The organism is Aeromonas sp. HMWF017 (assembly GCF_003061465.1).
Classification (GTDB): domain Bacteria; phylum Pseudomonadota; class Gammaproteobacteria; order Enterobacterales; family Aeromonadaceae; genus Aeromonas; species Aeromonas veronii.
Genome location: NZ_QAJD01000129.1, coordinates 1 through 2,313 on the forward strand (window position 1 = coordinate 1; position 2,313 = coordinate 2,313).

The following is a 2,313-nucleotide window of genomic DNA, read 5'->3' on the forward strand; positions in this document are numbered from 1 at the left end:
GTGCCTGAGATGAGGTTCTCCCAGCGGGCGGGTGGGCCAAACAGCGCCTCTTGCCACGGGGAGAGCGATACGGTGCCGAGCCAGCGGGAGAGGCCGCTCGCAGGCAGCAGCTGGTTGGCGATAAAGAAATAGAAGATGAAGATAAAAACCAGCGGCGGCAGATTGCGGATCAGCTGGATAAACAGGGTCGCGGGCATCACCAGCCAAGGGCTGCGGCTGAAGGCGGCTACCCCCAGCGCAGTGCCGAGCAGCAGCGCCAGCACCATGCCGAGCAGGGCGATGCGCAAGGTGGTGAGCAGACCGCTGAAAAAGTAGGGTAACTCGCCGTGAGGGCCGGGGGTGAACAGCAGGTCGAAGGCTTCATGCCAGCGCCACTGATAGGCCACCCCGATGTGCAGGCGGCTGGCCAGCCAGAGGCCAGCCAGCAGCAGGATCAGGGCGATCGCCCCATCCAGCCAGTTGATGTTCCGACATGGCTCACGGATGATGCGCCGGATGGTCTCTTTTAGAGCAATCAGCATCAGGGGTTGGCGACCTGCGCTTCCCACGCCAGCGACTTGAACCAGTAGTCATGGCGCGCCTTGAGCCAGCCATCGGCTTGACGGGCGGCGATCCACTCGTTGAACTGCTCAGCCAGGGCATCATCCCCCTTGCGCAGGGCAAAGCCTTCATCGCCTTGTGCCAACGGCTCGGCAAACGGCATAAAGAGGGCATCCGGGTGGCGCAGCGCCTCTTGCTCGGGTTTCGGGGAAGAGGAGAGGGCGCCGTGGGCGCGGCCGTTCAGCACCTCCTGAAATACCTGTGACTCGTCATCAAACTGGCGCAGGGTGGCCTTGGGGAAGTGTTCTTTTGCCACCTGTACCGGTGAGGCGCCACGACGTACCGCCAGGATCACCCCGCGCTGGTTGAAGTCCACCACGGTTTTCTTCTCTTTGGCCAGGACGCTGGAGGCGGCCAGCTGCACCCCCGAATGGGAGTAGGCCTGGGTGAAACGCACACTCTTCTCCCGCTCGGGGGTGATGGTGAGGCCGCCGATGATGACGTCATATTTTTTCGCCAACAGGGAGGGGATGATGCCATCCCAGGCGGTAGGCACGAACTCTACCTGCCAGCCGTTATCTGTGGCGAGGCGACGGGCCACGTCAATCTCGAAACCGATCAGGGCCCCCTGCTTGTCGCGCATCGCCCAGGGGGCGAAGGTGGACATGCCGACCCGCAGGGTACCGCTCTGCTCGATCTGCGCCTGGGTGTCGGAGGGGGCAGTTTCTGCCAGTGCCGGAGTGAGCAGGCTTGCCAGCAGCAAGGCTGCGCCCGACAGGGTGGTCTTGAATGACAGATTCATGGTTAGCGTCCTTGTTGATCCGGATTCAGGTGACGGGCCAGTGCCCGCGAACAGGCTGACAGCGTCAGGGTTAACAGCAAATAGAGGGCAGCTACGGTAAACCACACCTCAAAGGTCAGAAACGTATCGGCAACCAGAGTACGTCCTTCGTTGGTCAGATCGAAGATGGCGATCACACTCACCAGCGCCGAATGTTTGATAAGGGAGACCAGCTCGTTGGTCAGCGGCGGCAAGGTGATGCGCACCAGTTGGGGCAGGATCACCTTGCGCAGGGTGATGGCCCGTGACAAGCCAAGCGACTGGGCTGCCTCCCACTGTCCTTTGGGAATGGCCTGTACACCTGCACGCAGCACTTCGGCGGTGAAGGCCCCCTGATAGAGGGAGAGGCTCAACACGGCGCAGGCAAGGGGGGCCAATCCCAGCATGGGGCCCAGCAAAAAATAGAGAATATAGAGCTGCACCAGCTGGGGCGTGGTGCGCACCAGCGCCAGATAGGCGATAGCGAGCCAGGGGCCGAGCCTGGAGGGAAGCAGCCGCAGGCTAACCACGCACATACCGACCACCATCGTGCCCAACAGACTGAGCAGCGCCACCTGCAAAGTGACCAGCAGGCCGTTTAGCAAGGGGCCGGCATAAAAGGTTCCCTCATCCCATTCACCGAGAAAGGGCAACACCCGCGGCCACTGCCACTCATAGCCCATCTGGCGAGCGCCGCTATAGAGCGCCCAGCCCAGTAGCGCAGAGAGCATCACAGAGCCTGACAACCAGCCAAGCAGGCGGGGGCGTTTGAGCCTAGCCATGATAGCTGAGCACCTGTTCGAGGAAGGCTTGGGTACGCGGGTGACGAGGGGCGTTGAACAGCTGGGCGGGCGGGGCCGACTCGATAATCTTCCCTTCATCCATAAAGAGCACCCGATCCGCCACCTGACGGGCAAAGCCCATCTCGTGGGTAACGCAGATCAGGGTCATCC

Annotated in this window: 3 protein-coding genes and 1 pseudogene; all 4 read right to left on the reverse strand. The window is 62.1% G+C overall.

Annotated features, from left to right (window positions below):
- On the reverse strand, positions 1-521 hold a 521-nt coding region (locus tag DBR30_RS12540), incomplete at its 3' end, for an ABC transporter permease subunit (RefSeq protein WP_146181382.1).
- The gene (locus tag DBR30_RS12545; protein ID WP_108541375.1) at positions 521-1,342 is read right to left on the reverse strand and encodes a transporter substrate-binding domain-containing protein; all 822 of its coding nucleotides are present in this window, start codon (positions 1,340-1,342) and stop codon (positions 521-523) included. The genes DBR30_RS12545 and DBR30_RS12540, both read right to left, overlap by 1 nt.
- A 2-nt stretch (positions 1,343-1,344) precedes the next feature.
- Positions 1,345-2,142 (reverse strand): amino acid ABC transporter permease, encoded by a 798-nt coding sequence (locus tag DBR30_RS12550; RefSeq protein ID WP_108541374.1) that lies wholly within the window; start codon positions 2,140-2,142, stop codon positions 1,345-1,347.
- Positions 2,135-2,313: pseudogene (locus tag DBR30_RS22160) on the reverse strand (amino acid ABC transporter ATP-binding protein); the annotation flags it as partial. The gene DBR30_RS12550 and the pseudogene DBR30_RS22160, both read right to left, overlap by 8 nt.

Excerpts from the sequence above, each read along its gene's own strand:
- DBR30_RS12550 (WP_108541374.1), bottom strand. The coding sequence starts at position 2,142 with ATGGCTAGGCTCAAACGCCCCCGCCTGCTTGGCTGGTTGTCAGGCTCT.
- DBR30_RS12545 (WP_108541375.1), bottom strand. The coding sequence starts at position 1,342 with ATGAATCTGTCATTCAAGACCACCCTGTCGGGCGCAGCCTTGCTGCTG.